This window comes from Microvirga sp. Mcv34 (assembly GCF_024519725.1).
In the GTDB taxonomy this organism is placed as follows: Bacteria; Pseudomonadota; Alphaproteobacteria; order Rhizobiales; family Beijerinckiaceae; genus Microvirga.
The window spans coordinates 34,105-59,017 of record NZ_JALJRK010000030.1; the positions used below are offsets into that span (position 1 = coordinate 34,105).

Here is a 24,913-nt window from a genome sequence, read left to right on the forward strand (position 1 = left end):
GGGTTACTCCCGCTCTTGGACAGGCTCGAAGTGGTGGAAGACGAGGGTCGCGGCGAGGACGCCGTCGAGAAGTTGGATGGCGTTGATGCGCTCGACGACTTGGCTCTCGGTGTCAGTTTCGAGCGTAACAATCAGTTTGCCGGCCTCGGCGCCGCCGTGAACGGCGGCGCCTTCGATCAGGCCGATGCGCTCCGAGATCGCCTGGACCCGGTCGGGGCGGCTGTGAACCACCAAGCTGGAGATGTGGCATTCACGGCTCATATGGTCGCCTCCGCAGCAGGGAGGTGGATGGCATCGACGGGGCACGCCGGAACGCACTCGCGGCAGCCGGTGCAGGCATCCGCCTCGATCCAGGGGCGCGCGCCACCGACGGCTAGCGCGAAGCGAACGGCGCCGGTCGGACAGGCATCCCGACAGCTCATGCAGGCGACGCCATGGAAGGCAAGACAGGTTGGAGCAATGACGGCGGTGGAAGGCTGGGTGGCAGGATCGGCGGCGGCAAACCGGCCGAGCAGGAAGTTGCGACGGGTGGGGATCGGGGCTTCCGACATCATCGCCCCTAAACCGGACCAGGCGGCCCGGTGAACAGGTAATACATCCAGACGATGAAGCCCCAGCCCGCGACGACGCCGACGGCGATGAAGGGCCAGATCAACACTGCAAGAATGAGGAAAGTGACCGCCTCACGCCTTTTCTTGCCGGATTCAAATGTTCCTGTCTGCATTGTGCCCCATTCAGATCACTGTCAGCAGCCGTTGCTTAACAAGACATCTAGGCAGGAAGTTCCCGTGTGTCCCTATACTTCGCAAGACCACTCACAGCTTGAATTCTTGTTGGCGTTTCTTTCCCGATGCGAATCGTATCAGAACAATGGCACCCTGTCTTTGCGCTAGATCAACTATGGACCAGGGTACCTGCCTTCCTTCACTCACGCTTTCCGCAACGGGTCGAAGGCGGGGCGTAGCAGCTTTCCGCTTGGGATGGATACTCCCGTTGGAGTGCAAAGCAGGCGTCATCATGGGCCTGTTTTAGCCCGAACGGCGCCCCGCTCGACGGTGGCCACGACGGGGGCGGGGATCCGATGACGTCGATGCCCTGGCAAGCCCCAGCAATCCGGCCAGGTTTGTGATGACGATGCGACACCGGCCGCGCCTGATTTGGCGCTGGGTCTCCCACGTCCCAAGCGTCCGGCTGACGGTGTGCAGCGTCGTGCCTGCCAAGTCGGCAAGATCCTGATGCCTGATGGGGATCAAGATTTCGATGCCGTTTGGGCCGGGACGTCCAAACTTGTCAGCCAGTTCGGCAAGCGCATGGGCGATGCGCTGCTCGACGCGGCCGCTGGAAAGGCCCAGCATCCGCGCTTCCATTTCGCCGAGGCGAGCGTCGAGGCTGCGCATCGCGTCGAGTGCCGCGGCGGGCTGCCTGAGAATGGTATCCCTGATCAGGTTGGACGGCCATTGTAGACCGATGCAGCTTGTCACGGCCACGGCGTCGGCACGGTAGGGTTCATCAAACACGGCGGACATTCCGAAGGCCTCGCCCGGTTTGACATAGCGGGTGATCACCCGCTCACCTCGGACAGTGGTCCGTACCATCTTGACGCAACCTGAAGTGAGCACGTGCACAACACGACCCGATGAGCCAGCACCGAAGATCAGGGCGCCAGGAGAAATCGTGCGCGTCTGGGCTTGCCGTATCAGCTCGGCGGTCAGGTCATCGGTGAGGCTCCGGAACAAGTCGATGCACGCCCCTTTGTTTATTTCAATCGTCATCACGTCCGCCAAGGAAGGGCCAGTTGCCTATGAGGCCTGGCCACAGGGACGGCAAGCTATCCCCCCGTGGGATTCGCCACATTGATCCAGCACAAGGACTGGGGTGTCCGCCAAGCGCATTTCCATGATCAGCCTGCAGGGCATTCGGCCGAAGCGGAGAAATCGGTTGCTGTGCAAAGAGGATTCCGGGCGGCCGCGGCGTCCCGGGATGGGATAGACGCTCGACAACGGGTCAGCCTTTCAGCGCCCCGATGCACCAAGACAGAAAATCGCAGTGGGCCACCAGATCCCGACTTCTTGGATCTTGGCGGCAACGAAAATGCTGCGGGCTTGCCGGTATCGAAAGACCTTGGCGCGGTATCATGGAGGGTCGGAGGTCCTGCCTCATGGCATGGGCGAGGCCCTCCGGCCGGCACAGCTGCGCCCCCCAGCTATGTCTCGCCGATTAGCAGCTGGCGCGACACGCTCTTTGTCCTAACGCAACGTGCCCGCGGTTGAGCGGGACGCATCTCGGGTTTCCGCATCAAGGTTAGCCCGGGCGCTCTGGCTGAGGCACACACTCTGTCATGCAGGACCGCAGCAGCGCCGACCACTCCGGTATTTCCCGGAGTGGTCAAGAGGAGACGGACCGATCTAAGTTATTGATGGCGTTTGTTTTTAAAATAATTCTAAACTGCGGTGTTCTAATGATCGTGTGCTCATGCAACGTCTTCTCGGACGGCGAGGTGCGCTCCTGCCTCAATCCAGGCTCAGACTGCCCGCGCACCCCGGCGCAGGTCTACCGGAATCTCGGCTGCGACGCCCAGTGCGGGCGCTGCGCCACCACAATCCGCTCGATCATGGATCAGGAGCTGGCCCGCAAGCATGCCTGCACGGCCGACTGCGCAACGGATTGTCCGCTGACCCGGCAGGCCAACTCCAACGAGCCACCGAAGCTTGAGAGATGGCGGCGGCGCGCCAGCCTCAAAGGCTGAGGGCTGAGGAGAACGGGCCATGAAGGGCGACGCCAGGGTGATCGATTACCTGAACCAGGGTCTTCGATATGAACTGACGGCGGTCAACCGGTTCTGGCAGCACCCCCGTACCTTGGCCGACTGGGGCTACAACGAGTTGGCCGGGAAATGGCGCGAGGAGTCCGCCGAGGAGCGGGAGCGCGCCGACCGCCTCAATGAGCGCATCACCTTCCCGGAGGGCGCCACCAACATGCAAGAGCTGAACGCATTGCGGGTCGACCAGGGCGTGCGCGAGATCCTGGAGAACGATCCCGCGGTCGAGTACGGCGCGCGCAGACTGGACCAGGAGGCGGCATACTGCGTCTCGATTGGGGACCGCGTTTCCAAAGACATGTTCGAGGAGTTGATGGCTGACGAGGAAGGCCACATCGACTTCCTGGAGATCCAGCTCACCCTGATCGAGCAGGTCGGCCCCGAGCTTTACGCGCAGAAGCACGTCGGGAGGCTTGGAAAGGATGAAGGCCATGGCTGAGGTCGGACCCGACCTTCGCAGCGTGGGGCAAACCCGCCCTGGCTGCCCAGTGTCGCTAGTGCGGGACAGGCTCCGCAAGGCGGGCCTGCGCCCAACCCGGCAGCGCATCTGCCTCGGATGGCTGCTGTTCGGCAGGGGTGACCGTCATGTGACGGCCGACAGACTGTTCGAGGAGGCCCAGAGGGCGCGGGTGCCGGTCTCCCTCGCAACGGCCTACAACACCCTGAGGCAGTTCACGGATGCGGGGCTCGCGCGGCAGATCGCGGCCGAGGGCCGCAAGACCTACTTCGACACCGACCTGACGGAACACCATCACTTCCTGGTGGAAGGGGAAGAGGAGCTGGTGGATGTGCCGGGCGGCCCAATGCCTGTGGCCGAATTGCCCGCGGCGCCCGAAGGCTATGAGATCGCGCGGGTTGATGTGATCGTGCGGCTCCGCCGGCGTGCGGATGGCTCCTCGGCCGCCGCGGCGGCCGGGATGCCACCATCGACCGAGTGACGCCGGGGGCCTCGGCAGGTAGGAAGGACCGACAGCCGACCTATATGACGGCTATTGCCACAACCCCTGGAGCCAGTCTTGCAGCACACTGCCGGAGACGGCGGGCGTCGGTTTGCGCCCCCGGTACCCCCCGACCTCCTGATCGATGCCATCGGCGACATCGCCCTCGTTGTCCTCGACCCGGACGGGCGCATCACAGGCTGGAACGCCGGGGCCGAGCAGATCAGCGGCTGGCGCGACGACGAGGTCCTGGGGCGGCATTTCTCGATGTTGTTCCTGCCGGAGGAGGTGGCGGACGGCAAGCCCGCTAGGGTGCTCGCCCTCGCCCGGGAGACGGGCCGCTACCGCGAGGAGGGCCTGCGCCTGCGCAAGGACGGCTCGCGCTATGTCGCCCATGTCACGGTGACCCCGCTGCGGGACGAGGCCGGCACGGTGGTGGGCTATGCCAGGGTGGTGCGGGACATCACGGAGCGGGTCGCGGCGGAGGAAGCGCTTCGGTCCAGGGAGGCGCACCTGCGCTCGATCCTGGAGACCGTGCCGGACGCCATGGTGGTCATCGACGAGCAGGCCGTGGTCCAGTCCTTCAGCGCCACGGCCGTGCGCCAGTTCGGCTACGAGCCGGACGAGGTCATCGGGCGGAACGTCAACGTCCTGATGCCGGAGCCCTATCGCACCCAGCACGACGCCTACATGCACCGGTATCTTTCGACAGGGCAGCGCCGGATCATCGGCATCGGGCGCGTCGTCGTAGGCCGGCGCAAGGACGGCTCGACCTTTCCGATGGAGCTGGCCGTCGGCGAGATGCGCTCCGGGGGCGTGCGCTATTTCACGGGCTTCATCCGGGACCTGACTGAAAGGCAGCAGACGGAAACACGCCTGCAGGAGCTGCAATCCGAACTCGTGCACATGTCGCGTTTCACCGCTCTGGGCGAGATGGCCTCCACCCTGGCGCACGAGATCAACCAACCGCTCACGGCCATCGCCAACTACCTGAAGGGCTGCCGCCGGATCCTGCAGCGCATGGACGGCAACCAGGTGCCGATGCTGCGGGACGCCATCAACGAGGCGGCCGACCAGGCCCTGCGGGCGGGCCAAGTGATCCGGCACCTGCGCGAGTTCGTGGCCCGCGGCGAGAGCGAGCGCCACATCGAAAGCCTGCCCAAGCTCATCGAGGAGGCCAGTGCCCTGGCGCTGATCGGCGCCAAGGAGAAAGGTGTGCGGGTGTCCTTCCAGCTGCATCCGGATGCACCCCTTGTGCTCGCCGACCGCATCCAGATCCAGCAGGTCCTGCTGAATCTGATCCGCAATGCCATTGAGGCCATGGAGGGCTCGGAGCGCCGGGAGCTCGCCGTCGCAACCAAGGCAAAACCGGGCGACGGCTTCGTCGAGGTGAGTGTCCGCGACACCGGCACCGGGATCGCGCCGGAAGTCGCCAGTCGGCTGTTCCAGCCGTTCGTGACCACCAAGCGGCAGGGCATGGGGGTCGGGCTCTCCATCTGCCGCACCATCGTCGAGGCGCACGGCGGCAAGATCACGGTCGAATCGGAGCCGGGCCGCGGGACAACATTCCGGTTCGGCCTGCGCGCAGTGGAACAGGAGGAGATGGCGGATGGCGAATGAGCAGATCGTGCATGTGGTTGACGATGACCTGGCGGTGCGGCAGTCGCTGTCGTTCCTGCTCGCCTCGGAGGGCCTGCCCGTGCGCTTGCACGAATCCGCCGCCGCCTTCCTGGAAACCGTGGCGGCCCCGTCCGGCTGCATCGTGACGGACGTGCGCATGCCCGGGATGGACGGCATCGCGTTCCTGCGCCGCCTGAGGGTGCAAGGCTTCGCCGTTCCAGTGATCGTGATGACGGGCCATGCCGATGTGGCCATGGCGGTCGAGGCGATGAAGGAAGGCGCGGTCGACTTCATCGAGAAGCCGTTCGATGACGACCTCTTCCTGGCCGCCGTCCGCTCGGCCCTTGTGGCGCGGGAGCAGAACTTGGAACGCGATGCCCAGGTGCGCGAGGTGAAGGACCGCCTGGAGGGTCTCTCCGAGCGCGAGGGGCAGGTGCTGGACGGCTTGGTGGCCGGCAAGGCCAACAAGGTGATCGCCCACGACCTCGGCATCAGCCCCCGGACCGTGGAGATCTACCGGGCCAATGTGATGAGCAAGATGCAGGCCGGCAGCCTGTCCGAGCTCGTGCGCATGGCCCTGCTCGTGGGCGCCGCGCCGGCGGGATGAGCGCCCCAAAGGACTTTTCCTGAGTGCATCCCGGTGGGCCCGTTGAGGGAGATCAATCCCGGATGTCGCAAGGCGGGGTATGCCCAAGGACAAAGCTGCAGGAAGCCCACCATGCCGAAGACCCCAGGATCCATCATTCTCGTCATTGAGGACGACGACGCCGTGCGGCGGTCGCTGAAGTTCGCCCTGGAGCTGGAGGGGCTGGAGGTGCACCTCTACGAGAGCGGCGAGCAGCTTCTGGCCGACCCCGACCTGCCGCCGACCAGATGCTTGGTGGTGGATTACACCATGCCTGGGATGGACGGGATCACTCTGGTCGAGCGTCTGCGGCAGCTGCTTGTCACCCTGCCGGCCCTGCTGATCACGGCGAGGAGCTCCCCGGCCCTGCGGGAGCGAGCCCTTCGCTCCGGCTTCCGCCAAGTGCTGGAAAAGCCCCTGGAGGACAGCTCGCTGCTTGACAGGATCCGCGACGCGCTCACGGCTGCCGTCTGACGCCCCGGTGGCCGGATGGGAACTCCGGCCGGTCGGTCAGGGCGCTCCGCCAAGCCACGACGGTGACTGTCTGCCAAGCCACGGTCCACAGCATCATTGCCCCAATGGAGCGGACGTCACAGGCCCCGCCCTGGGCGATGTGGACGCCAAGAGTGCCGAACACCGCCGTCGTGGCAAGGGCCATCAGGCTGGCCAGCCAAACCGCCCACGGCTCCCGCGCCAGCAGGCCGGCCCCGGCGAGAACGGAGGCAAGGCCCGCCGCGATGTTGAACCAGGGCACGATGGGCACGACCGCCCCAGCCCCTGCGGGTGGCTGGCCGAACAGGGCCCTGCCGCTGGAGAGGATGGTGACAAGACCAAATAGGATCGCCACGGTGGCGGTACCGCGGAGCCCCCGTTCGCCGGCAGGATGCCCGGCCATTTTTGCGCTCCCGTTCGGGCTGTCCGGCGGCTCAGCCCGCGCCGAAGGTCCGTACGTGGTTGAGGAAAGCCGCGTTGGCGCAGAAGGGCGGCGCGGCATCGGCGCCCCCGGCCTCCAGCCAGCGTTCGCAATCGGTCGAGCTCGGGCACGCCAGGCAGCGGCGGCACGCGGCCGCGAAGCCACCCTCGAACCGCTCCCGGGCCGTGGGGCCGGGATCCGCCCCGACCCGCTCCATCATCCGTCCGAACAGGCTGGACTGCCGCTCGACCCATCGGGTCATTGGCCACCCCCGCTTGCGCGGCGTCGATCTTCCAGGCGCTCCCGACCCCATGGACCAAGCCTCCAGGTTGAATGCGTGACCAGAGGATGCCCTACCTTGCGACAAGGCTCTTTGTTCCGGAGCAAGGAGCGGCGACAATCGGCCCTCCCACTCAGCCTATCCGAGGGACAGGCTGGCGGCGGCCCATCCGGCTCCGGACCGTGAACCTCTGAGGCCCGGTTCCGCCTTGCGCATCACGGACGTGACCGGCCTTAAACGGGGCTCATCCGGCGCAAGGTGCCGTCGCGCAGGACGAACTGGTGCCACAGCGCGATCAGCGCATGCAGGCCGGCAAGCCAGAGGATGATGGTTCCGCCGGTCTCATGCACCTCCGCGAGAAGCCCGGGAGCCCCCTGCACCGGCGCGGCAATGGTGGGAAGGCCGAGGCCGAAGAACGAGATCGGCACCCCGAGGCGGGAGGCGGCATACCACCCGGTCAGGGGCAGGCCGATGAGAAACACATACAAGACGGTGTGGCCGATCTTGGCAGCCAAGTTGAGCCATGGCCCCTGAGGGTCCTCGACGCGCGGCGCACCACCCATCAGGCGGATGATGAGGCGCGGGATAATCAGGGCAAGCACCGCGAAGCCAAGAGAGAAATGGAGCAGGGGCGGGTTGGCCCGGACGGACGGGCCTCCGTGTGAAGTGAGCCAGGCCGCCAGCACGAGCACAGCGGACGCCCAGTGGAAGGCAATCATGATCTTGGGATATCGCGGCATAGGAGATCCTCCTGACCGTGAAACATAAACAGCGTCAGGCGGGGCTGTAAGTGAATTCCGGGTAATGTTGGACCGGGCTGGTTTTACACGCGGCAGTGTAGAGGTTCGCTTGCCCTCCGGGACAGAAACACAGCCAAGGCCGACCCACCGTACCGTCAGAAGACGTTTCGGCTCAATAATCTCGCTGACGACCGTCCAGGAACGGCCTCGGCGACCTACCGTCACTGTTCTCGCCAATCATCCGACCTCCTGGACTTTGAAGCTGGAATGGACAGTCGGATTGCCTGTGGTCCGGCCGTGTAATCAGGTCGCGTGTTGAGAATGGCCATGGCCCGGCCCACGGTGTCCTCCACCCGCCGTGCAAACCCGCAGATCGGCAGCCTCATCATCGGATCTCTCCTGTCAGGAAAAAGAAATCATCTCATCGTGACGAACAGCACCTGGCCGACCTCGTCGGTGATCACCAGGATGCGGTCCGGCTGAACGCGATCTGCCAGGATGTCCGTCCACAGCGTGGCGGCCCCGTCCGGGTCAGGCGCGGGTCCGAGATCCGGCAACTCACAGCCCCCGGGTCCCACATCATCCGGTCGCCGATGCGGTGGTGAAAGAAGTAGCGCGGCATAGTGCAACCCCGTTCCGCCCGGAGCCAGTCTTCAGGCATTTTCGGGGTGTCGCCATAAACCAGATTAACTTCCAGGCCGCATGTGAGCGTCTGAACCTCGAAATGCAGCCGCCTTTAACCTGGCTTAGGAGAGCCCGGTTTCCGGGAAATCTACGCGACCGGTGCATCCACCGTGCAGACGACGCCGGTGCGGGCGAACTCGATCCGGGCTTGCCCGCCCATGTCCTGCGCGAGGCTGCGCTCGATCAGCCGCGTGCCGAAGCCGCGCCGGCCGGGCGGCTCAACCGGTGGACCGTCCTTCTCCGTCCAACGCAGCTTGAGACGGGGCGGCGTGCATTGCCGGTCCGCCGTCCACACGAGATCAATCCTGCCGGAGGCACTCGACAGCGCACCGTACTTGACGGCGTTGGTCGCCAGCTCATGCAGCGCCAGCGCCAGGTCGAGCGCCATCCGCGGCGACAGCCTGAGCCCTGGTCCCCGCACGTGAAAGCGATCATGCTCCGGCTCGCGGAACGGCGCCAGCGCCTGCTCGACGATCACGCGCAGCTCCGCCCCCTCCCATTTCTCCCGGGTCAGTACGTCATGGGCGCGAGACAGCGCGATCATGCGCTGTTCGATCACGGCCCGCGCCTCGGGCGGGGTGGGCGCGTTGCGCAGGGTCTGCGACACGATGGACTGCACAGTGGCCAGCGTGTTCTTGACCCGGTGGTTGAGCTCGTTGAGCAGCAACTGCTGGTATTCTGCCGCACGAACCCGGTCCGTGACGTCGCTGCCTTCGACGAAGATGCCGGAGATTTGGCCGTCGGCACCGATGATGGGCTGGTAGACGAAGTCTAGGAAGATCTGCTCGACAGGCTCCTCCGGATGGCGCTGCAACGTCATCGGCATCTGGTGGCCCACGAAGGGCCTGCCCGTGGCATGCACCTCGTCGAGCAGTTCGAAGAAACCCTGGCCGGCCAGCTCCGGCATCGCCTTGCGCACCGGCTGGCCGATGAGATCACGGTCGCCGACCGTGCGCCGGAAGGCGTCGTTCACCAGGGCGAAGACATGCTCCGGTCCCCGCAGGACGGCCATGTAGCCTGGGGCCTGTTGAAACAAGGCGCGCAGGTCGGCCAGCTCGGCCCTGAGGGCGTTGCTGGTCCGAGCGTCGTCCATCCTCTCAGAGCGCGGTGACATGGATGAGTTGATCGCTCTCGTCGGCAACCGCTACGGTCCAGCAGCAACATGTCTTGGTTTCGTGAAGGAGAACGCCATGCAGTTCCGCCGCGACCTTGTCGGCCGCGCCCTGGGCGGTCATCGGATCTGGCAGATCCACTCCCTCCTTGTCCCAGACGAACCTGTCCTTGGAGCGCAGGTGGAAATAGTAGCGGGGCATGGGCGTCCCCATCGGTCAGGAGGCGGGGCGGCAGGCGATTGCAGGCTACAACTTCCAGCCACGGTCCCTTGTTCGATGGGGCAAGCCAATCAAATCCCATCAGGTTACCTACCGACCTCCGTGGGCTCCACTACGGAACATCCACAGCTTGACGGGAGCGGGCCGTGGCGGAACATGCGGCGTGGGCAGCATTCAGGCCCCGGTTCGGAATGCCCCGTTGACCAGATTTGGAACCCCGCCCGAGTTGCCCATGGGACTTGACGATAGCTTCGCGCCTTCACGGCAGGACAACTGGCTGGCTCCGCTGCTACAGGGCTGGGCGGACAGCCAGCAGGCGGTCGGGCTTTTCGATGAGCAGGACCAGCTGCACTACGCCAATGCCACCTACCGCGAGATCTTTCTCGGCGGCCAGGAGGGCTCGTTCACCCTGTCGGAGCTGCTGCGCTACGGTTTCGAGCACCGGACCGGCACCGTGATCAAGTCCGGTGACGTCGAGGCCTTCATCGCCGACCTCTACACCCGCCGGCGCAAGATCGGCCCACACCAGGCGTTCGAGACGGACCTCATGGACGGACGATGGTTCTTCATGAACCAGACTGTCCTGCCGAACGGCTGGATCCTCATCGTGGGCACGAACATCACCCCCCTCAAGCACAACGAGAAGACCCTGCGCCAAGCGGCTGAAACCGACCAGCTCACCGGGCTGGCCAACCGGCGGCAGATGTTTGGCCTGCTGGACCATGCCCTGGCCGGCATGGCGACGCAGCCGTTCTGCCTGGCGTTGGTCGACATCGACCGGTTCAAGGGCATCAACGACCGTTTCGGCCATCCGGCGGGGGACGCGGTGCTGAAGCACTTCGCCGACCTGGTGCGGCACCGCCTCGGGACGGCCGGACATTTCGGTCGCATTGGCGGTGAGGAGTTCATGCTGCTCCTGCCCGGCATAGACATGGGCGGGGCGGAAGGACTGCTTCACACGCTCTGCGCGGACATCCCGCCCCTGCCGCTCGGCAGCGGCCGGTCGAGCATCGTCTACACGGCCAGCGCGGGGCTCACCACTGCATCCGCCTCGGACAGCGCCGAGGCGATTGTGCACCGGGCGGACCAGGCCCTTTATCTCGCCAAAGCGGCGGGGCGCGACCGGGTCACGACCCTGACGCGCGAGACGGAGCTGGCCGGCAGGATCGCCTGACGTGCCGCTCATCATCAGGCGCGTGCGCTGCCGGCTGCCACATCGCCTTCTGCGCGGTCGCGCTCGACCTCCACCCAGGTGGCGGCCGCGGGCCAGAGGGTCTGCACCTCCCCCGGAAGGGCGTGCCGGACCTTTTCGGCCTGCCCTGCATCCACGTGGCGCGCCAGGACCGTGAACACGGCTCCCGTCACCGCGCGGGTGTCCATGGAGCGGATCTGGCCCAGCCGCTCGCCGATGGGCTCCAGGAACTCGTCGAGCGAGCGGGGCTTTTCGTCCATGCGGCCGGGCGCGTGCCATTGATCATAGTAGAGGCCGCGGACCAAGAGCGGCAGCTCCGAGCCGAGATGAACGGCCAGCTCCAATGGGATGCGGTCGCGCACCGCGCGCAGAACCACCCCGAGCACGTGCCAGGCGAGCTGCCGGTCGGAGCCGACCGCCTCGTCCTGCATCAGTTCGGCAAGCCAGGTGTGGGTGGTTTGCAGCGTCTTGTCGAAGACATCGAGACCAGTCGCGCTCATGGAAAACCTCGCGAGACTGCGAATGTTCGCCAGCCAACTCGGGGCGGTTTTGGATGTTCCGAGGCCTCTCCATGAAGGGCGCTGAAAAGGCTCAGCCGGGCCGTTTCCGTGCGCGAGCAGAGCTCCCACGCGCCCTCTGCCTCGGACACGGAACGCCCCCGCGCGGGCCCGCGTTGGCAGCACCACCCGCCCAAGGCTCCGGCACGGGCGGGCGGGTTCAGGAACCCGTTCGCGCCGCAATAACTCCCCGACGGTCGACCGCGCGTCACTTGTTCGAGCCGGCGCAGCATGCGTGACACTGCCATGCGCCAGCGGCATGAACATACCAGCCCCCCAAGACTTACATACCGACCTATGGCATGCAGAGAGCCGAAGGGAACCGGCCCCCGCGGCCACGCGAGTGCCGACCCAGTGGAGATTGGAATGGAAGGACCTGCCGCGCCGAAGCGATCTCATCGCCTGACCCGGGAGGCCCTCCGGGACGGCTTCGTGCATGAGATGATCGCCCGCTCCGGGATCAATCTGCCAGTGTTGAGCGATGCCGAGCGGCATGCATCCCTCCAGGCGACCCTGGCCACGCAACCCGCGCCGGGCGATGTCTGGCTGTTCGGCTATGGCTCCCTGATCTGGAACCCGGCCTTCCACCATGTCGAGCAGAAGCCGGTCCTGATCCGGGGCTGGCACCGCGAGTTCTGCCTGTCCACGCCCATCGGGCGCGGCACCCCGGAGGCCCCCGGCCTGGTGCTTGGGCTCGACCGCGGCGGCTCCTGCCGGGGCGTGGCCTTCCGCATCGCCCGCGCCGAGGCGGAGGCCGAGCTTGAATTGGTCTGGCGGCGCGAGATGGTGACGGGCGCCTATGTGCCGCGCTGGGTCAGGCTGCACGGCCCCGACCTGCCCGAAGACACGTTCGGCATTGCCTTCACGATCAACCGCAAGGCCCCGAACTATGTCCGATCCGCTTCGGAGGCCGACACGGCTCGGGTGATCGCCACCGCCTGCGGGGCGCTCGGCTCCTGCCGGGACTATCTCTTCGACACCATTCATGGCCTGGAGGGGTTCGGGATCCACGACCATCATCTCAACCGCATCGCCCGCCAGGTGCGTGTGCATCGGAGCTAAGCGAGCGGTCGGCGTGGCTCAGCGACCCTTTTCTTTGTTTCCGGATCGGCGACCAGATATTGCACGCTGCCGGTGCGCTTCTCGTAGAAGCCCTTCATGATGGTGCGGCCGTGCAAGGGCGAGGAAGTCTGGGCGGACATAACGCTTGCTCCTGCTTTCAGGGGATGACGCAGGGCTTGAAGGCTGGAATGGTCGGCGTTTGAGTCTCAGCCATCCATGCGGGTGGCCTCGCGCCGGAAGGTGACCTGCGGCCAGTCGGCGGGCACCAGGCGGAAGACCGCCATGCCGACGATCATGGCAGCGACGAACACGAACACCTGCCACGGGCCGAAGGTCAGGCCGACCAACGCTGGGCCTGGGCATAGGCCAACCAAGCCCCAGCCGATCCCGAACAGGGCGGCCCCGCCGATCAGGCGCGGATCAAGGTCGCGCCGGGTCGGGATCTCCAGGCGCGGCGCCAGCACGGGCACGCCGCGGCGTTTGGCGACGAGATAGCCCAGCCCGGACACCACGACCGCGCCGCCCATGACCAGGGCGAGGCTCGGGTCCCAGATGCCGAAGATGTCGAGGAAGCCGAGCACCTTGGCCGGGTTGACCATCTGCGAGGCGATCAGCCCGAGGCCGAAGAGAAGGCCGGAGACGAAGGCAGATACGATTAAGGGCATGGCTTACGTCCCGATGAGGTGACGGATGACGAAGACGGTGGCAATGGCGGTGACCATGAACACCGCGGTGGCCGCGAGCGAGCGCGGCGAGCCGCGGCCGATACCGCAGACGCCGTGACCACTGGTGCAGCCGGCGCCCAGCCGCGTGCCAAAGCCGACGATCAGCCCGGCCAGGATCAGGAGTGGCAGGGAGGCATCGAGCTCCACGGGCGGCAGGACACCACCAGAGGCGACGTAGACCAGCGGCGCAACGAACAGGCCGGCCAGGAATGCCAGGCGCCAGCCGATCTCGCTGCGGGCCGGATGGAGCAGCCCGCCGAGGATGCCGCTGATGCCCGCGATGCGCCCGTTCAATACCAGGAACAGGGCTGCCGAGGCGCCGATCATCAGGCCGCCGATCAGGGCCGAGACAGGGGTGAAGTTTTCCATCGCGGCCTCCGATCAGCGGGACTTTCTGGCCTTGGCTGGCTTGCAGTAGAGCTCGTAGAGCGTGGCGAAGAGCTGCTCGATGCGCGGGTCGACGATGCGGTACCAGATCGTCTGGCTCTCGCGCCGGGTGGCGACGATGCCCTCATCCCGCATCTTGGCGAGGTGCTGCGACAGGGCCGATTGCGACAGCCCCACCGCCTCGGTCAAGGAGGTCACGTTGGCCTCGCCCCACTCGACCAACTTGCACAGGATCATCAGCCGCCGCTCGTTGGCGAGCGCCCGCAGAATGTCCGCAACCTCGGTCGCCTTCTGCTCAAATGTTTCGAGATCGAGTTCCACGCCAGGCATATGCATACCCAAGTTCATAAGATTTGTCTAATTTAGTATGTTCTTATGGATAAGAAAGGGCTGGCACGACGGAACGGTGTGGCCTGAAGGGGCTGAGGGGTGATTTCAGCCCCATTGGTCCGGACCCACACGACCATGGCAGCCGCGTCAGTCATGCCCCGTAGGCGGCCCGCCTCTGACTCGATGCTTAAGGCCACCGTTATCCTGCTGCCGAGACTGCCACGGATGCGGCCATTGCGAGCATGCAGATCGCCTGCACGAAGAAGAACGCGAACCGGACTGAGGCGGCGAGATCGGAGGGCGCAAGAGCGAGATGAACCGTGGTCTGACCGATGCGAGAGACCAGAATGGCTCCGGCCAGCAGGTCCAGGAGGCGGCTGTCCGCACCAGTTGCGGTGGCGCACAGGACGATGGCAGCAAAGACCGGCAGGTTCTCAACGCAGTTCATGTGCGCCCTCATGGCCCGCTGGTACCAGTCACTGCCTTGGGGCAGGTCAGCCTGCCATTCGGAAATTCTCACCTGTCCCGTGAAGATCCTGGACCATCGGTAGACCCCGACCGTTCCGAAGAGCACAAGCAGCGTCCACACGGCAAAGCCGAGGAGCGCCCATTGCGGGATCGTCATTGAACCCCTCCGCACTCAAGTAGGTTGTGTCCTTCTTGGCGGAGGGCCTCTTGGCCGCCATCCGCGCAAGCCGAACCCAGCGCTGAGGTGGAGCGCTCCCGTCGCCGCTCCGCAGCCCTAGCCGCCGAACACCCGAAAGCGCTCAAGGACAGAACCCCCACCGCCTCCCGCGTCGGTTGCTGGCACAGGCGCTGCTGCTGCCGGAGCAACCTGCCTGCTCGGTTCACCGGACGGAGTCCAGCCTCCCTGCGGCCTCTGCGAGGTGTACGCGAGCGTCGATGCCGCTCCTTGCTTCGGCTTGCCGTTTGCGCCTAGGACGACCTCCTGCGGCCCGGCAGCCAGGGCCTCGGGGCGGCTCACGTCACCGAGACGGTTGCGGGCGCTGGCATCTACGGCAAGCGAGCCATCCTCCCGGGACAGCGCTTCACGGAAGCTCCAATGTTGCCCGCCGTCGGCATAGACCACCCTGACAGGCTGCACGCCCCGGGCAACCAAGGCGGCCACTTGCTGCTCGTCCTTCTGCTGTTTCTGAGCCACCGTGGCCGCCGCGGATGGATCACCCGCATCGAAGACGTAGTGCCCGTTGCCGACCCCGACCTGCGGCTCCTCGCGGGTGACCTCGAAGGTGTCGTTGCCTTCTTTCAGGTTCTTCCAAAACGCGATGTTCGGGTCGAGGCGGTGCTTGGCCAGGTTCTCGGCTGTCATCCGGAACGGATACGACTGGAATTGGAAGCCGCGCTGGCCGCTAGCGAGGGCCTCGCGGGCGATGGCGTAGATCTCGGCGATGCTCTCGTCCGTCATGGCAAAGCAGCCGGCCGACGAGCATGAGCCGTGCACCATGAGTAGGCTGCCCGTGCGGCCCATCTGCTGGTCATAGGCGTTCGGGAAGCCGGTGTCGAAGGACAGGTAATAGGACGAGTTCGGGTTCATCTGCCCGGGCGTGATCGTATAGAAGCCCTCCGGCGCCTGCCGGTCACCGGTCTGGATCTTGGGGCCGAGTTGGCCGGACCAGCGGCAGATCGGATAGGTCTTGAGCAAGGCGTACTTGCCGTTGGAGCCCCGCTTCCAGACCTCCATCTCCGCCTCCTTCTTGAAGGCTCGAATCAGGATGGGATCGTTCTTGGACATGCCCTTGCTGTCCATCAGCGCCATGGTCGCCTGGGGAATGGGAGCAAGATGGCGCGTGGACCGGGTGTCACCCTGACAGGCGGCGAGCGCGAGAACGAGGCTCGCAGCCAATGCGATACGCTTCATGAGGGGATCCCCGCTTCCGATCCGCCCAGGCGTTGATGCCGGGCAGTTCCCCGATTTCCCTTGATTTCCGGCTTCAGGTTCGCTTGCCGCGAGCCCGGCCGATGCGAAGTAGAAGTTGCCGCCAAGTCCGGCAGGATTGAGGCACCGGCTCCCGCTTACCCACGATCCACAGGTTGGCCGTGGGCGGCAGACGCCTCAGCCGAGGATCCCGGAAGGCCGATCCATCGCGGCACGGCGGCGCGGTACCGGTCATAGGCGAAGCCATGCATGCGATGCAGGTGCTCCTCCTCCATGCGGATCTGGACCGAGAAGGCGACCCAGGCAAAGGCGAGCACGCCGCCGGTGACGGCCGTCGGGGCCACGAGGTGCGCCGGCTCAGTCCCATCCGCCATGCCCGCGAGCTCGGGTTCGAGGTCGATGCCATCCGGCAGCTCCTCAGCCTCTCGGACGATCCCAACCGCTGCTGCGGCGAGGTTCATGACATCACCAAGGCCTACCTCGCCGAGGTGAAGGACAGGATCGCCCGCTTGACCGCCCTGCGCGACGAACTGGAGTCCATGGTCGCCTGCGACAACCGGCGGATTTCCGAGTGCCGGATCATCGAGGTCTTGGCCGATCACGGACAGTGCCAACACTGTCAGCATTAGGTGGATTTTATGGGATGCCACTCCAGGCCGAGGCCCAGCGTCGGGAGTTGAGGCAAATGGGCAGGGCCGTGCCCTGCCGGCTGGCTCCATGGAGCCCGAGGGGTGACGTCAGAACTCACCGCGCTCCGGCTTGGTCCGGAAGTCGATGTACAAGCCGTCATCGATGGGCGCGGTCAGGAAATCCCTTTCCTTCTTCCTGGCCTGCTGATCCCCCTTGTCCTCGACGCAAGCGGTCCTGCGCCCCGCCAGGGCGGACCGTCTCACGTATCGGTTCGGGTCGTTCTTGATCTTGGCCATCAGTAGGATCCCAGCAGCGTCAGGATTTCCTTCTCCGAAATCGTCTTCTTGCAACCATCGGTGACGCGGGTCCGCCGGCCACCATTGACACACTTGTAACACTCGGAGCTGCCGTCACGGTTGACGGTCAACTCGTACTCTGTTCCGTTTTCGTTCTTCGTCCAGACTTTCTTATCAGGACTTGCCGCCAGGCGCCAGTCCAACGTCTTCCCATCAATGTCCGCCAGGGCGTTCGCCACGTCAATTGCGGATTGGTAGCGGTCCTCCGGGTCCGTCTCCAGGCATTTCCGAACAATGTTGCGGAGCCTGGACGGGATGTGAGGGGCGAACGCCTTGCGGTCCGGGAAGCGCCCGTTGCGCAAGTCGAAGAGGAAGTCATTGCGGTTGGCGATCCTCGGCCCGTACTTCGACAACTGCTCGTAGAAGGCGTCGTTCCCGTTGCACATCCGGTAGAGGGTCAGCCCGAACTGATAGATGTCGAACGTAACGTCGAACTGGTCCTGCCGCGTCGCTTCCGGCGGGATCATGGGCGTGTAATGCCTGTCCTGCGGCGCCACGCCGACGAAGTTCATCTGCTTGGCCTGCCCGAAATCCGACACCAGGGCCTCGCCCCGGTTCGACAGAAGGATGTTGTCGGGCTTGACGTCGAAGTGGACGAGCTTCTTCGAATGGATGTTGTGAAGGCCACTCAGAACCTGGCAGGCGATCCTCACGATCTCCCGGACCGTCATGTGCCGGCTGGTGATCAGCCCCTTGACCGAGCCGTTCTGGTAATGCGGCATGGCAAGGTAGACGTGGTCGTCGTCGTAGCAGGCATAGTGGATCTGAACGACGTTCGGGTGGGCGCTCGCGTACAGGGCCTGGGACTCCTCGAAGAAGTTCGCCGTCGACCCCAGCCGCGCCTTGGCGATCTGCTTGACCACAATCTCCGCATTGAGCTGATGGTCCTTCGCGACATAGGTCCGCGAGTTGCGCCCGTCGGACCCGATCTCCCGGAGAAAGTCGAAGACCAACTCGGCCTTGTTGTACGGCTTAAGCATTCGTCGCCCCCACGGCGCAGAGCACGGCTTCGCGCTCTTCCTTTGACATCTTGTTCCAGTTTTCGACGGGGTACTCGTCCTCGCCGTCCACGAGCGGCTTGAACTTCTTCCGGTCGATGCCGAGCCGGGCCGAGATCGACGAGATCTGCCCGACGTAGTACCTGGTCAGGTTGCTGCTGGCGAAGGCCTCCTGGATCACGCCCTCGATCTGGGTCCGTTCGACGCTGGCCGACTGGGCGCTGGGCTCCGTCACCCGCACGCCGGCCTGTTCGACCTCGAACTCGCGGAGGACGTCGAGAAGGTTGCTGCGCAGGTATTTCAGCCCGTCCGGCGTCGAGAACGCGGCCGGGATCTTGATCTCTTCGATGTTGATGATGGCCTGGGCTTCCGAGTCGTAGATCGCAAAGGTGACCACCCTTGGGGCGGCGCGTATTCCGATTGTTATCATTGTGCCTCCGTGACGGGCTCCCCTTTAGCAGGTTCCGGGGCGAGGACTGCAGGGCCTATCAGAAGAAGACGAAGAAATCAGTAGTGGAAGCGTCAACACTACCGATTTCGAGGGCAAAACACTGGAACCTTTAGACATTTGGCAATGCCGAAGTCAGTCGCGTAGCGGCTGCACCACCCACACGGCTGGATCGACGAGAATTGCCCGGTCAACGATGGAAAATACGGCCGTGTCCCACACGGCCCCCTTGGCGCGGCTCTTGAGGAGCGCCTCGCGCAACATGCTGGGGTTCACCGTCGGGCCCTCCAGCTCGTCCCAGACTTTGCACATCTCCCACAGGATGTCCGTCGCGATGTCCGATGCCGATTTGGGGACCTCCTTGCCGAGCATCCTCTTGACGCCGATCACCGCCTTCGCGGCGAGCCCCCATGCGATCAGCAGCGAGTAGATGCCGAGCAGCACAAAGCCCGTGATCGTCCACTTGAAGTAGAAGGCGGCGGCGATCAGGGCGGGCGGCACGATCCAGGTGAAGAGGAAGTTTAGAAAGGCCGTGTCGCGCATCGCGGTCTTGTTGGCCTCCCGCATCTTTTCAAGGTTGCCCTGGGTGCGGATGTAGCCTGAGTTCATGCCGAGGCCGTCGCGCGGGAACGGCAGCACGTTCTGCTTGATGTGCTCGCCGAACAGGGCGATCTCGGTCGAAACCAGGATGTCGACGAAGATCCAGTCGAGCACAGGATGCCTCAGCCACGGCTTGTCGAGATATTCGGCGCAGCGGGACCGGATGACCTCCTTGTCGATCCCCGGCATGTGCTCGGACTGGAGGCCTTCCTTATAGGCTATCTTGGGATCGTGGCGCCGCCAGATCTCGTGCCGGGCGTTCTCGACGATCCGCTGCTCGCTCTCGTCGAGGTCCTCCCAATTCTTGTAGGTTAGGTTCTCGACGGCCCGGCGCTGCGCATTCAGCCGGACCGACCGCAGCAGGTCATACGCATACGCCAGCCGTTCCTGCAGCGCCGGCTGGTCGCCGCCCTCGCGCAGGGTCTCGGCGACGCACTTCGCCGCGAGCTGCCCCAGCAGCCAGTTCGCCTGGCTGAACGTCCAGCGGCCCCTGGTCGGCTCAAGGCTGTTGTCGATCCATAGCTTCGTGAACGCGAGCGCGTCTTCCTTCGTGAGGACCTCTATCTCTGTCGTCATGTCAGACCTGGCTTAACGCCGCGACGGATCGACGACCCACGCGGCGGGGTCGTCGGCAATGACCTTCTCGATGATCGAATACGCAGGCGCATCCCAGACCGCCCCGGCCTCCTTGCTCTTCACCATGGCCTCCTTGACCATGGCCGGGTTGACGACGGGCCCCTCCAGGGCCTTCCAGACCTTGTACATCTCCTCCCAGGTGAGCTTGGCCTTGTGCGAGGGATCCACATAGCGCCCGAGGCCGATGCCCCGCAGGACGAACCGCAGGAACCGGAAGCCGAAATGCGCGGCCATCAGCCCGGCCCAGCCCGCCATGATCGTGTCGGCCACCCCGTCGGCGCCGACCAGATAGGCCAGGATCACCGCGGCCCCGGGGAGGAACAGGGCCCAGACGGACCAGGTGCCCCAGCGCGCGCCCAGCTCCTTCCACCGGACCTTCCGCATCTCGTTGAGGTTGCCCTTGGCGTCGAGGTACTTTCGGTTGAGCCCGATGGCGTCCTTCGGGAACGGCATCATGAACTCCTTGATGTGCTCGCCGAACGCGCAGAGCTCGCGGGTGATGAGCATGTCGAGGAGGATGTAGTCGAGCACGGGATGCCGGAGCCACGTCTGCTCCAGGTAGTCGGCGCAGTCGGCCAGCAGGTGCTGCTTGTCGATGTTGGGCATGTGCTCGGAGCCGAGACCCTCGCGGAAGGCCCGCAGCGGGTCGTGCCGGCGACAGATCTGGTGGCGGGCCGTCTCGACGAGCTTGAGCTCCTCCGGCGACATGTCCTCCTCGGACTTCTTCCAGACCAGGTCGCGGACCTTGTCGCTCTGGGCGTTCATCTGGATCGAGTCGACCAGGTCCCAGGCCCGCTGGAGCCGGTCCTCCAGGGCATACTCGCCGTCGCCCTGCTTCAGGCTCTCCGCGGCGCAGCGGGCGGCAAGCTGGGTCAGCAGCCCGTTCTTCCGGCTTGAGTAGACGGTCTTCGGTTTCTCGATGCGGTCCTTGACCCAGGCCTTCGAGGCGGCGAGCGCCTCTTCCCTGGTCAGTGCGATGGTTGTCATGTCGGCCCCGTCCCCGGGGGAGACCGTAGCAAGGCTGGGCCGTGAGCGGCAAGGCATGTGAAACCTGGGGATGCGCTTGGGCCCTACTTGCGGATCGGTTATCCGCCAGCCTTTAGTCTTGCATGAATGCAGCCGCCCAAGTCTCCGCCGTGTGGGGCGCCGTCGCCCTGGTCCTCGGCCTCGCTGCCCTTGTCCTCTTCCGCAACCAGATCGGCGCCGCCATCGACCGCTGGCGCGGCGCGACCTTCGGCAAGGACAAGTCCGTCGACCTGTCCGGCCCGTCACCCCAGGCCCAGGTCGAGGCGCAGAAAGAGCCCCACAAGGAATCGGCCGACCTGCTGCCGGCGCCCGCTCCGCAGTCCGGCCTGCCCGCGCTGCCGCCACCGAATCCGCTCTACGCGCCCCTCGAAGAGGACCTCCGGCGCCGGGTGGAGGCGGCGTTCCCCGGGGCGCAGGACACCCAGCTCGCATGGGCCCTCCGCGTCGCCGCGCAGGCGACCGTCGAGCGCAATCATGAGCAGACCTATCGCATCATTTTCGGCAGCCAGATCCTGGCGCTCAAAGAGATCAACATCCGCGGCTTCATCACGGCGGCACAGGCCCAGGAGATCTATGACATGGCGGCCGCGGCCTTCCCGGACCTCTACGCCACGTTCCCGTTCAAGAACTGGGGCGGCTTCCTGCTCGACCAGGGCCTCGTGGTCATCCCCGAGGACCCGGTCACGGACGAGAGCAAGGTGCTGCTCACGCCGGCCGGCAAGGACTTCCTGTTCTTCCTGACGGGGCGCGGGCTGCCCGAGAACAAGGGCGGCTAACCCCCAACAAAAACGACATCATTCACAACGGTTTCGACAACGCGTTGTTGGTGAATACGTTGGTCAATTCTTCATCCACAGGAAAAAGCGGCCGAATTCGCCTGTTTTGCTTGGACCCTCTAGTGCTATGCCCTGTGCGCCCGACGAGGGGCGCACGTCAGGCGCACGTGCGCCCCACACCTCGGAAACGCTTGCGTAGTAAAGCGTTGCGCCGACCGCCAGGAGGCGCACCGCGAGGGCAGGCAGGGCCTCCCACCCGGACACCCGCTGACTGATTCGTAAATCTTGCATGGCCTCGTCCTCCGCAGAGCCCAGGCCAGATGGATTTCACCAACAGCGAAGCAACCTCCGGCCCATGAAAAAGGGCGCCGTGTGGCGCCCTGATCACGTCGTCAATTCGTCTAGGTCACGGCCGCCAGGGCGGCAGGCTCGGGTCGTCTTCCCACGCGCGCTTGGCCGCCTCGATGTCGATGTCGGGGGCCACGGACGGCGCCGTCGCGATCAACTCTTCCAGGTACGTCTGCCGCGGCTTCACATACGGGCTGCCGAGGCGGTAGGTCCTGTTGAGCGTCTCCGCCCAGCCCGCCTCGGCATCCATAGCGGTGACCCTGGACGTGGTGATGTAGCCGCGCAGCGTCGGATGGCCGGAGACGTTGCCGAACAGGACGGCGACGTCGCCGTGGGGCAACACGTAGTAGTCATCGAGCAGCGGGGCGTCGGCGAGGTCCTCAGGCGTCATGTTGTCTCCTCATGGCAGGGCATAAGCCTGCCCGCTTGGGACGAAAACCACCAACCTGGCGGCGCGAATCGGGCGGAAGTCGGGGCGCGTCGTGAATGTCCCGGCGTGCCATGGTGAGTAGCCGATCTCCACGAGGTCAGCGCAGTGGTCGAGCGTGTCGCCGACATGGATTTCCCCTTGTATGAAGGCGTGCACGCTGCGCTGGCTCCGGGCGATGGCGCGCTGCCGTTCCGTCTCGCGGACGACCATCCGGCAGCGTGTCGCCGTCACGCATGGCAGGTGGTCGACGACACGCCCGGCGACCCTGATGCTCCAGGCTTTCTTGATCGAATGCCAGTAGATATCGGCCTCAGGCATCGGCCGCCTCCGCCATGATCTCGCGGATGCGACACCAAGCTGCCCAGACGTCGGCCGACGTAGACGACGGGTCGGAGACAACCCGCCAGAGAGCTTCGAGCTCGTCCATGACGCCACCTCAATGGGCTAGGCCGGGAGCGCTGCGGAGGGCAAGCAGCCTGTCAAACGCGCGCTTGAGTGGCCGGATCGATCCACCTCTCCATCCCCGATGTAGGACGGCGTATTCAGTGCTGTCCAAATCAGGCGTGAACCGCGCGTCGATGCCGCTCTCCTTGCGGGCCTGCGCGAGGAGCCCTTGAACGATGGCGTCCATGTCGCCCGGTCCGGGATCCGGGCAATCGAGGACGACGAGGCGGTCCAGCAGCGGGCCGCGCAAGGGCTGACGCTCGTTCGCGGTGAATAGCCAGACCACCCCAGACAAATCCACGGGCGCCTCCAGAAATGGATCGAGGAACGCCTCGCGCCCTTCGCCGAGCATGCTGAGGAGGGCGTCATGAAGCTGGCCATTCTTCCGGCTCGTGCCCGCCTTATCGATCTCGTCAACGATCAGGCACGGCGATGCACTGCGCGTCCGCAAGATCAGTTGGGTGGGCAAAGCTGCTCTGGATGAGCTCCACTGCCTGTTGGTTCCGGCGACGGCGGAGTCTTGGGATCCCCCAGCAGGATAGAGGATGTGCTGGAGTTGGAGGACCTCTGCGACGCGCCTTGCCAGGTGGGTCTTGCCGCAGCCACTCCTTCCTAGGAACAAACTCGGCGGCATCATCCTTACGCAGTCCCGTCCGGCCAGGGATCCCAACAACCTGTCGATGGGCTCGGCCAACCACGGGAATTCCCCTCTGAGAACGGTCGAGGCCTCGGCCAGGTCGGGCACCGGCGCCAGCGGCAACGGGACGCCTTCGATGGGGCTGAATTCTGCCCTCGGCGCTCCCCGGTCATACTTGCCCTCGGGGAGATGCGACAAGTCGCGGACGACGATCAGCGACGGCCCCGTCGGCGTAACCGGCCTCTGCAGCGCGGGCTCAAGCATGAAGGCATCGGCATCGTCGAGGCCCGCCGGCTCGACGTTGTCAGCCTCGGCAAGGGCCTTGCCGGCATCCAAGTCCGCGATCCGTCGGAACTGCTTCTCGATGTGATCCCTGATCGCCTCCTTGTCCTCGGCCTTGAGCGCCTCCTCGGCTAGGGAGGTCTCCTTGGCGTAATAGCCCCAGCCCACGAGCCTGCCGAGCGCTCCCTTCATGGCCCGCCCCCGGTCCCGGTCTCCCCGCGGCCCTGGCGTCATGGCCGACGCAAGGGCGGTCAGCGCCTTTTGCATGTAGCGGACGATGTGCACGGTCTCCCGGGACCGCGCGGCGAGCGCGTAGGCGCACACGGCGACGTCCGGCACCAGGTGCTGATGCCCCATTTCCCAGGCGTACAGCGCACAGCGCTGGAAGATGTCGTCGAGCACCAGGTCGACGCCCGGCGTGAGGCCGCCGTCACGGAGCATGAGCTGCGCGGCCCGGGCGGCGTCGTGTGCGAAATCGACGCAGACATTGTCGTTCAGCCGGTGCAGCGTCGTCAGCACCTTGCTTACGCCCTTGGCGCCCTTCAGGCGGGGGAGTGCATGCGATTGGAGCCAGAGGACCACGTCCTTCTCCAGGTCACCCTTGAAAAATGGATGGCCGCGGTAGAGCTCGGCGGTCGATGGGAGCGAGTATTGGGAGTGCTCGTGCTGCACGAGCTCGGCGCGCAGTGCTTCAAGCACTGCCTGCCGGAAGGGGGTGTCTGTCACTGGAGGCCTCCTGAGCCTGACTGACGAGCGGCCGAGCCGACTACGTCTGTGTCTCAGTGACTACGACAAAAAGGTTAACAATGCATTAAGAATTAGGGATCGAATCCTTGTTGTCCCCGTCTGGGCGGATCGTGATGGCGATGTCTTTGAGGAGCGCGGCGACGACGTGGGGCGAGACGCCGGCGGCCTCGGCGTCCCGCACGATCTCCCAGACCCTGTCGGCGGCCCTAGTCTGCGCCAGGAGCTCGCGCTGCCGCCGGAGGTCCTCCAGCACAGGCAATGGGACCGTCGACGAGCCGCTGGCCCAGCGCTGGGCGGTCCGGACGGCGACCCCGGCCATGTGGGCCAGGCGGAAAACCCAGCCGGATCCGAGGACGCTCCCGGCCAGCTCGCGGAACATTTCCTTTTCCTGCTCGGCAACACGCACGACCGAATCCCTCCGACCCGTGTCGTATAGACTACGCAGGGGGATTTCCA

The 24,913-nt window shown here is 65.4% G+C and carries 36 protein-coding genes; 10 read left to right on the plus strand and 26 right to left on the minus strand.

The window, feature by feature from the left end; all coding sequences use genetic code 11:
* Window positions 1–3 precede the first annotated feature (3 nt).
* The 4 genes from OC446_RS16625 to OC446_RS16640 all read right to left on the minus strand — a co-directional run bounded on the left by OC446_RS16625 (window position 4) and on the right by OC446_RS16640 (window position 1,772).
* Entirely contained in the window at window positions 4–261 is a 258-nt protein-coding gene (locus OC446_RS16625; protein ID WP_262030135.1) for a chaperone NapD, read from the minus strand.
* Window positions 258–554 carry a 4Fe-4S binding protein gene (locus OC446_RS16630; protein ID WP_262030136.1) on the minus strand — a complete coding sequence of 99 codons (297 nt, stop codon included), beginning with the start codon at window positions 552–554 and terminating at the stop codon, window positions 258–260. The genes OC446_RS16625 and OC446_RS16630 overlap by 4 nt, the downstream gene beginning before the upstream one ends.
* Window positions 555–559: 5 nt before the next feature.
* Window positions 560–724, minus strand: a complete 165-nt coding sequence (locus OC446_RS16635) for a periplasmic nitrate reductase, NapE protein (RefSeq protein ID WP_262030137.1) — start codon at window positions 722–724, stop codon at window positions 560–562.
* A gap of 304 nt (window positions 725–1,028) precedes the next feature.
* On the minus strand, window positions 1,029–1,772 hold the full coding sequence (locus OC446_RS16640; protein WP_262030138.1) for a Crp/Fnr family transcriptional regulator: 744 nt from the start codon (window positions 1,770–1,772) through the stop codon (window positions 1,029–1,031).
* 686 nt (window positions 1,773–2,458) lie between these two features.
* Between OC446_RS16640 and OC446_RS16645 the strand changes: the two genes are divergently transcribed.
* The 6 genes from OC446_RS16645 to OC446_RS16670 all read left to right on the plus strand — a co-directional run bounded on the left by OC446_RS16645 (window position 2,459) and on the right by OC446_RS16670 (window position 6,475).
* Window positions 2,459–2,746, plus strand: coding sequence for a bacterioferritin-associated ferredoxin (locus OC446_RS16645; protein ID WP_262030139.1), 288 nt, complete (start codon window positions 2,459–2,461; stop codon window positions 2,744–2,746).
* Between the two features lie 19 nt (window positions 2,747–2,765).
* On the plus strand, window positions 2,766–3,257 hold the full coding sequence (gene bfr / locus OC446_RS16650; RefSeq protein ID WP_262030140.1) for a bacterioferritin: 492 nt from the start codon (window positions 2,766–2,768) through the stop codon (window positions 3,255–3,257).
* Complete coding sequence (irr, locus tag OC446_RS16655; protein WP_262030141.1) at window positions 3,250–3,756, plus strand: Fur family transcriptional regulator Irr; 507 nt, start codon at window positions 3,250–3,252, stop codon at window positions 3,754–3,756. The genes bfr and irr overlap by 8 nt, the downstream gene beginning before the upstream one ends.
* Before the next feature lie 78 nt (window positions 3,757–3,834).
* On the plus strand, window positions 3,835–5,376 hold the full coding sequence (locus tag OC446_RS16660) for a PAS domain S-box protein (RefSeq protein ID WP_262030142.1): 1,542 nt from the start codon (window positions 3,835–3,837) through the stop codon (window positions 5,374–5,376).
* The gene (gene fixJ, locus OC446_RS16665) at window positions 5,366–5,983 is read left to right on the plus strand and encodes a response regulator FixJ (RefSeq protein WP_262030143.1); all 618 of its coding nucleotides are present in this window, start codon (window positions 5,366–5,368) and stop codon (window positions 5,981–5,983) included. Before OC446_RS16660 ends, fixJ begins: the two co-directional genes overlap by 11 nt.
* A gap of 111 nt (window positions 5,984–6,094) precedes the next feature.
* A complete protein-coding gene (locus OC446_RS16670) occupies window positions 6,095–6,475 on the plus strand; it encodes a response regulator transcription factor (RefSeq protein WP_262030144.1) in 381 nt (126 codons plus the stop codon).
* Here the strand turns inward: OC446_RS16670 and OC446_RS16675 are convergent.
* The 6 genes from OC446_RS16675 to OC446_RS16700 all read right to left on the minus strand — a co-directional run bounded on the left by OC446_RS16675 (window position 6,459) and on the right by OC446_RS16700 (window position 9,931).
* On the minus strand, window positions 6,459–6,896 hold the full coding sequence (locus tag OC446_RS16675) for a hypothetical protein (protein ID WP_262030145.1): 438 nt from the start codon (window positions 6,894–6,896) through the stop codon (window positions 6,459–6,461). The two genes, OC446_RS16670 and OC446_RS16675, sit on opposite strands and share 17 nt — an antisense overlap.
* A gap of 31 nt (window positions 6,897–6,927) precedes the next feature.
* Window positions 6,928–7,176: a DUF6455 family protein gene (locus OC446_RS16680; protein WP_262030146.1), complete on the minus strand. Its 249-nt coding sequence runs from the start codon at window positions 7,174–7,176 to the stop codon at window positions 6,928–6,930.
* Between the two features lie 251 nt (window positions 7,177–7,427).
* Window positions 7,428–7,934, minus strand: a complete 507-nt coding sequence (locus OC446_RS16685; RefSeq protein ID WP_262030147.1) for a cytochrome b — start codon at window positions 7,932–7,934, stop codon at window positions 7,428–7,430.
* Window positions 7,935–8,350: 416 nt separating this feature from the next.
* Entirely contained in the window at window positions 8,351–8,491 is a 141-nt protein-coding gene (locus OC446_RS16690) for a hypothetical protein (RefSeq protein WP_262030148.1), read from the minus strand.
* 215 nt (window positions 8,492–8,706) lie between these two features.
* On the minus strand, window positions 8,707–9,732 hold the full coding sequence (locus OC446_RS16695; RefSeq protein WP_262030149.1) for a sensor histidine kinase: 1,026 nt from the start codon (window positions 9,730–9,732) through the stop codon (window positions 8,707–8,709).
* The gene (locus OC446_RS16700) at window positions 9,716–9,931 is read right to left on the minus strand and encodes a DUF6894 family protein (protein ID WP_262030150.1); all 216 of its coding nucleotides are present in this window, start codon (window positions 9,929–9,931) and stop codon (window positions 9,716–9,718) included. The genes OC446_RS16695 and OC446_RS16700 overlap by 17 nt, the downstream gene beginning before the upstream one ends.
* A 250-nt stretch (window positions 9,932–10,181) precedes the next feature.
* On the opposite strand from OC446_RS16700, the gene OC446_RS16705 reads away from it, so the two are divergent.
* A complete protein-coding gene (locus OC446_RS16705) occupies window positions 10,182–11,123 on the plus strand; it encodes a GGDEF domain-containing protein (RefSeq protein ID WP_262030151.1) in 942 nt (313 codons plus the stop codon).
* A 14-nt stretch (window positions 11,124–11,137) separates the two neighbouring features.
* Here the strand turns inward: OC446_RS16705 and OC446_RS16710 are convergent, their stop codons facing one another.
* Window positions 11,138–11,641 carry a DUF2267 domain-containing protein gene (locus OC446_RS16710; protein ID WP_262030152.1) on the minus strand — a complete coding sequence of 168 codons (504 nt, stop codon included), beginning with the start codon at window positions 11,639–11,641 and terminating at the stop codon, window positions 11,138–11,140.
* Between the two features lie 423 nt (window positions 11,642–12,064).
* Between OC446_RS16710 and OC446_RS16715 the strand changes: the two genes are divergently transcribed.
* Window positions 12,065–12,760 (plus strand): gamma-glutamylcyclotransferase, encoded by a 696-nt coding sequence (locus OC446_RS16715; RefSeq protein ID WP_262030153.1) that lies wholly within the window; start codon window positions 12,065–12,067, stop codon window positions 12,758–12,760.
* Here the strand turns inward: OC446_RS16715 and OC446_RS16720 are convergent.
* The 6 genes from OC446_RS16720 to OC446_RS16745 all read right to left on the minus strand — a co-directional run bounded on the left by OC446_RS16720 (window position 12,757) and on the right by OC446_RS16745 (window position 16,081).
* A complete protein-coding gene (locus tag OC446_RS16720; protein WP_262030154.1) occupies window positions 12,757–12,900 on the minus strand; it encodes a hypothetical protein in 144 nt (47 codons plus the stop codon). The two genes, OC446_RS16715 and OC446_RS16720, sit on opposite strands and share 4 nt — an antisense overlap.
* Before the next feature lie 66 nt (window positions 12,901–12,966).
* Window positions 12,967–13,425: a DUF6691 family protein gene (locus OC446_RS16725; RefSeq protein ID WP_262030155.1), complete on the minus strand. Its 459-nt coding sequence runs from the start codon at window positions 13,423–13,425 to the stop codon at window positions 12,967–12,969.
* 3 nt (window positions 13,426–13,428) lie between these two features.
* Window positions 13,429–13,854 carry a YeeE/YedE family protein gene (locus tag OC446_RS16730; RefSeq protein WP_262030156.1) on the minus strand — a complete coding sequence of 142 codons (426 nt, stop codon included), beginning with the start codon at window positions 13,852–13,854 and terminating at the stop codon, window positions 13,429–13,431.
* 12 nt (window positions 13,855–13,866) lie between these two features.
* The gene (locus tag OC446_RS16735; protein ID WP_262030157.1) at window positions 13,867–14,202 is read right to left on the minus strand and encodes an ArsR/SmtB family transcription factor; all 336 of its coding nucleotides are present in this window, start codon (window positions 14,200–14,202) and stop codon (window positions 13,867–13,869) included.
* A 199-nt stretch (window positions 14,203–14,401) separates the two neighbouring features.
* On the minus strand, window positions 14,402–14,827 hold the full coding sequence (locus OC446_RS16740) for an MAPEG family protein (RefSeq protein WP_262030158.1): 426 nt from the start codon (window positions 14,825–14,827) through the stop codon (window positions 14,402–14,404).
* Window positions 14,828–14,944: 117 nt separating this feature from the next.
* A complete protein-coding gene (locus OC446_RS16745; protein WP_262030159.1) occupies window positions 14,945–16,081 on the minus strand; it encodes a murein L,D-transpeptidase family protein in 1,137 nt (378 codons plus the stop codon).
* Window positions 16,082–16,353: 272 nt separating this feature from the next.
* Between OC446_RS16745 and OC446_RS16750 the strand changes: the two genes are divergently transcribed.
* The gene (locus tag OC446_RS16750) at window positions 16,354–16,728 is read left to right on the plus strand and encodes a MerR family DNA-binding protein (protein WP_262030181.1); all 375 of its coding nucleotides are present in this window, start codon (window positions 16,354–16,356) and stop codon (window positions 16,726–16,728) included.
* 108 nt (window positions 16,729–16,836) lie between these two features.
* Here the strand turns inward: OC446_RS16750 and OC446_RS16755 are convergent, their stop codons facing one another.
* The 5 genes from OC446_RS16755 to OC446_RS16775 form a co-directional block, all read right to left on the minus strand.
* Window positions 16,837–17,025, minus strand: coding sequence for a hypothetical protein (locus OC446_RS16755; RefSeq protein ID WP_262030160.1), 189 nt, complete (start codon window positions 17,023–17,025; stop codon window positions 16,837–16,839).
* Complete coding sequence (locus OC446_RS16760) at window positions 17,025–18,065, minus strand: serine/threonine-protein kinase (RefSeq protein WP_262030161.1); 1,041 nt, start codon at window positions 18,063–18,065, stop codon at window positions 17,025–17,027. Before OC446_RS16760 ends, OC446_RS16755 begins: the two co-directional genes overlap by 1 nt.
* Complete coding sequence (locus tag OC446_RS16765; protein WP_262030162.1) at window positions 18,058–18,513, minus strand: hypothetical protein; 456 nt, start codon at window positions 18,511–18,513, stop codon at window positions 18,058–18,060. Before OC446_RS16765 ends, OC446_RS16760 begins: the two co-directional genes overlap by 8 nt.
* 153 nt (window positions 18,514–18,666) lie before the next feature.
* Window positions 18,667–19,707 carry a hypothetical protein gene (locus OC446_RS16770; protein WP_262030163.1) on the minus strand — a complete coding sequence of 347 codons (1,041 nt, stop codon included), beginning with the start codon at window positions 19,705–19,707 and terminating at the stop codon, window positions 18,667–18,669.
* Between the two features lie 12 nt (window positions 19,708–19,719).
* The gene (locus OC446_RS16775) at window positions 19,720–20,754 is read right to left on the minus strand and encodes a hypothetical protein (RefSeq protein WP_262030164.1); all 1,035 of its coding nucleotides are present in this window, start codon (window positions 20,752–20,754) and stop codon (window positions 19,720–19,722) included.
* Between the two features lie 122 nt (window positions 20,755–20,876).
* Between OC446_RS16775 and OC446_RS16780 the strand changes: the two genes are divergently transcribed.
* On the plus strand, window positions 20,877–21,569 hold the full coding sequence (locus tag OC446_RS16780; RefSeq protein WP_262030165.1) for a hypothetical protein: 693 nt from the start codon (window positions 20,877–20,879) through the stop codon (window positions 21,567–21,569).
* 406 nt (window positions 21,570–21,975) lie between these two features.
* On the opposite strand, the gene OC446_RS16785 is transcribed toward OC446_RS16780, so the two are convergent.
* From OC446_RS16785 to OC446_RS16800, 4 genes are all read right to left on the minus strand, one after another.
* Window positions 21,976–22,308: a DUF6634 family protein gene (locus OC446_RS16785; protein ID WP_262030166.1), complete on the minus strand. Its 333-nt coding sequence runs from the start codon at window positions 22,306–22,308 to the stop codon at window positions 21,976–21,978.
* A gap of 9 nt (window positions 22,309–22,317) precedes the next feature.
* Window positions 22,318–22,665, minus strand: a complete 348-nt coding sequence (locus OC446_RS16790; protein WP_262030167.1) for a hypothetical protein — start codon at window positions 22,663–22,665, stop codon at window positions 22,318–22,320.
* A 118-nt stretch (window positions 22,666–22,783) separates the two neighbouring features.
* The gene (locus OC446_RS16795) at window positions 22,784–24,436 is read right to left on the minus strand and encodes an AAA family ATPase (RefSeq protein WP_262030168.1); all 1,653 of its coding nucleotides are present in this window, start codon (window positions 24,434–24,436) and stop codon (window positions 22,784–22,786) included.
* An 85-nt stretch (window positions 24,437–24,521) separates the two neighbouring features.
* Window positions 24,522–24,863: a hypothetical protein gene (locus OC446_RS16800; RefSeq protein WP_262030169.1), complete on the minus strand. Its 342-nt coding sequence runs from the start codon at window positions 24,861–24,863 to the stop codon at window positions 24,522–24,524.
* Window positions 24,864–24,913: the final 50 nt, after the last annotated feature.

Excerpts from the sequence above, each read along its gene's own strand:
- OC446_RS16625 (WP_262030135.1), bottom strand. The coding sequence starts at position 261 with ATGAGCCGTGAATGCCACATCTCCAGCTTGGTGGTTCACAGCCGCCCC.
- OC446_RS16630 (WP_262030136.1), bottom strand. The coding sequence starts at position 554 with ATGATGTCGGAAGCCCCGATCCCCACCCGTCGCAACTTCCTGCTCGGC.
- OC446_RS16635 (WP_262030137.1), bottom strand. The coding sequence starts at position 724 with ATGCAGACAGGAACATTTGAATCCGGCAAGAAAAGGCGTGAGGCGGTC.
- OC446_RS16640 (WP_262030138.1), bottom strand. The coding sequence starts at position 1,772 with ATGACGATTGAAATAAACAAAGGGGCGTGCATCGACTTGTTCCGGAGC.
- OC446_RS16645 (WP_262030139.1), top strand. The coding sequence starts at position 2,459 with ATGATCGTGTGCTCATGCAACGTCTTCTCGGACGGCGAGGTGCGCTCC.
- bfr (WP_262030140.1), top strand. The coding sequence starts at position 2,766 with ATGAAGGGCGACGCCAGGGTGATCGATTACCTGAACCAGGGTCTTCGA.
- irr (WP_262030141.1), top strand. The coding sequence starts at position 3,250 with ATGGCTGAGGTCGGACCCGACCTTCGCAGCGTGGGGCAAACCCGCCCT.
- fixJ (WP_262030143.1), top strand. The coding sequence starts at position 5,366 with ATGGCGAATGAGCAGATCGTGCATGTGGTTGACGATGACCTGGCGGTG.
- OC446_RS16670 (WP_262030144.1), top strand. The coding sequence starts at position 6,095 with ATGCCGAAGACCCCAGGATCCATCATTCTCGTCATTGAGGACGACGAC.
- OC446_RS16675 (WP_262030145.1), bottom strand. The coding sequence starts at position 6,896 with ATGGCCGGGCATCCTGCCGGCGAACGGGGGCTCCGCGGTACCGCCACC.
- OC446_RS16680 (WP_262030146.1), bottom strand. The coding sequence starts at position 7,176 with ATGACCCGATGGGTCGAGCGGCAGTCCAGCCTGTTCGGACGGATGATG.
- OC446_RS16685 (WP_262030147.1), bottom strand. The coding sequence starts at position 7,934 with ATGCCGCGATATCCCAAGATCATGATTGCCTTCCACTGGGCGTCCGCT.
- OC446_RS16695 (WP_262030149.1), bottom strand. The coding sequence starts at position 9,732 with ATGTCACCGCGCTCTGAGAGGATGGACGACGCTCGGACCAGCAACGCC.
- OC446_RS16700 (WP_262030150.1), bottom strand. The coding sequence starts at position 9,931 with ATGCCCCGCTACTATTTCCACCTGCGCTCCAAGGACAGGTTCGTCTGG.
- OC446_RS16705 (WP_262030151.1), top strand. The coding sequence starts at position 10,182 with ATGGGACTTGACGATAGCTTCGCGCCTTCACGGCAGGACAACTGGCTG.
- OC446_RS16710 (WP_262030152.1), bottom strand. The coding sequence starts at position 11,641 with ATGAGCGCGACTGGTCTCGATGTCTTCGACAAGACGCTGCAAACCACC.
- OC446_RS16715 (WP_262030153.1), top strand. The coding sequence starts at position 12,065 with ATGGAAGGACCTGCCGCGCCGAAGCGATCTCATCGCCTGACCCGGGAG.
- OC446_RS16720 (WP_262030154.1), bottom strand. The coding sequence starts at position 12,900 with ATGTCCGCCCAGACTTCCTCGCCCTTGCACGGCCGCACCATCATGAAG.
- OC446_RS16725 (WP_262030155.1), bottom strand. The coding sequence starts at position 13,425 with ATGCCCTTAATCGTATCTGCCTTCGTCTCCGGCCTTCTCTTCGGCCTC.
- OC446_RS16730 (WP_262030156.1), bottom strand. The coding sequence starts at position 13,854 with ATGGAAAACTTCACCCCTGTCTCGGCCCTGATCGGCGGCCTGATGATC.
- OC446_RS16735 (WP_262030157.1), bottom strand. The coding sequence starts at position 14,202 with ATGCCTGGCGTGGAACTCGATCTCGAAACATTTGAGCAGAAGGCGACC.
- OC446_RS16740 (WP_262030158.1), bottom strand. The coding sequence starts at position 14,827 with ATGACGATCCCGCAATGGGCGCTCCTCGGCTTTGCCGTGTGGACGCTG.
- OC446_RS16745 (WP_262030159.1), bottom strand. The coding sequence starts at position 16,081 with ATGAAGCGTATCGCATTGGCTGCGAGCCTCGTTCTCGCGCTCGCCGCC.
- OC446_RS16750 (WP_262030181.1), top strand. The coding sequence starts at position 16,354 with ATGCAGGTGCTCCTCCTCCATGCGGATCTGGACCGAGAAGGCGACCCA.
- OC446_RS16755 (WP_262030160.1), bottom strand. The coding sequence starts at position 17,025 with ATGGCCAAGATCAAGAACGACCCGAACCGATACGTGAGACGGTCCGCC.
- OC446_RS16760 (WP_262030161.1), bottom strand. The coding sequence starts at position 18,065 with ATGCTTAAGCCGTACAACAAGGCCGAGTTGGTCTTCGACTTTCTCCGG.
- OC446_RS16765 (WP_262030162.1), bottom strand. The coding sequence starts at position 18,513 with ATGATAACAATCGGAATACGCGCCGCCCCAAGGGTGGTCACCTTTGCG.
- OC446_RS16770 (WP_262030163.1), bottom strand. The coding sequence starts at position 19,707 with ATGACGACAGAGATAGAGGTCCTCACGAAGGAAGACGCGCTCGCGTTC.
- OC446_RS16775 (WP_262030164.1), bottom strand. The coding sequence starts at position 20,754 with ATGACAACCATCGCACTGACCAGGGAAGAGGCGCTCGCCGCCTCGAAG.
- OC446_RS16780 (WP_262030165.1), top strand. The coding sequence starts at position 20,877 with ATGAATGCAGCCGCCCAAGTCTCCGCCGTGTGGGGCGCCGTCGCCCTG.
- OC446_RS16785 (WP_262030166.1), bottom strand. The coding sequence starts at position 22,308 with ATGACGCCTGAGGACCTCGCCGACGCCCCGCTGCTCGATGACTACTAC.
- OC446_RS16790 (WP_262030167.1), bottom strand. The coding sequence starts at position 22,665 with ATGCCTGAGGCCGATATCTACTGGCATTCGATCAAGAAAGCCTGGAGC.